This is a genomic window from Citrobacter sp. TBCS-15 (genome assembly GCF_005280815.1).
In the GTDB taxonomy this organism is placed as follows: domain Bacteria; phylum Pseudomonadota; class Gammaproteobacteria; order Enterobacterales; family Enterobacteriaceae; genus Citrobacter; species Citrobacter werkmanii.
Window position 1 is genome coordinate 1 of the sequence record NZ_SZWK01000262.1, and the last position, 653, is coordinate 653.

2 protein-coding genes are annotated in these 653 nt (G+C 30.0%); both read right to left on the reverse strand.

The annotated features are described in order from the left end of the window. Positions 1 to 21: 21 nt before the first annotated feature. The gene (locus FDW96_RS15110; RefSeq protein WP_036851135.1) at positions 22 to 276 is read right to left on the reverse strand and encodes a hypothetical protein; all 255 of its coding nucleotides are present in this window, start codon (positions 274 to 276) and stop codon (positions 22 to 24) included. Positions 277 to 339: 63 nt separating this feature from the next. Further along, complete coding sequence (locus tag FDW96_RS25095; protein ID WP_170974720.1) at positions 340 to 504, reverse strand: hypothetical protein; 165 nt, start codon at positions 502 to 504, stop codon at positions 340 to 342. Between the last annotated feature and the right edge of the window lie 149 nt (positions 505 to 653).

The window sequence follows — 653 nt, forward strand, 5'->3', positions numbered from 1 at the left end:
ATTTTTGTGTATTTGCGTTTCTTACACATAATCTAACCACTCCTTAATCGTAAATAATTCAAAGCCATTTAGTTTGCTTTGTTTTTCAATTTCTACTTGATTTCTATCTAGGTCTATCAGCAGTTCAATTACAGGTCTACCATTATCAAGCCACCTGATGACTGTATTAGTTTTAAGACCAAAATACTTAGCACATTGAGCCTTACAGCTGAAGTGTAGTTCTTCTTCCGTTGTAGGGTTATAAGCTACGACCTTTATAGCTTTTTGTGTTGCCATTGTTTAATCCCCTTTCTATAAAACAATATTATCAAATTACTTTATATTTGTCAAGAATTAACTTTAGACCTCTTCAATAAATTCCAAGTATCTTTCATCAATCGCTTTTATCTCTTCTTTCGTGAACTCTGATTTAAAGTTATTTCTTTCTTCTTTAAACCCTAGGAAGAGAAACTTATTCCCTAGCTCGTTTTTAAAAGAGTTTAAATATCCTTTTTTGTTGTTCATCAATTTAACATTGTATTTTTCATTTGTATCTCCTTAATTTCTATAAGACTATAATATCAAAAAAAGTTCACACTGTCAAGCATAAACTTTATTTTCAATTATTCTTCGCCTTTCCATTGTTTGAAATCATCAGCTATATCTTGTGCAAA

Excerpts from the sequence above, each read along its gene's own strand:
- FDW96_RS25095 (WP_170974720.1), bottom strand. The coding sequence starts at position 504 with ATGAACAACAAAAAAGGATATTTAAACTCTTTTAAAAACGAGCTAGGG.
- FDW96_RS15110 (WP_036851135.1), bottom strand. The coding sequence starts at position 276 with ATGGCAACACAAAAAGCTATAAAGGTCGTAGCTTATAACCCTACAACG.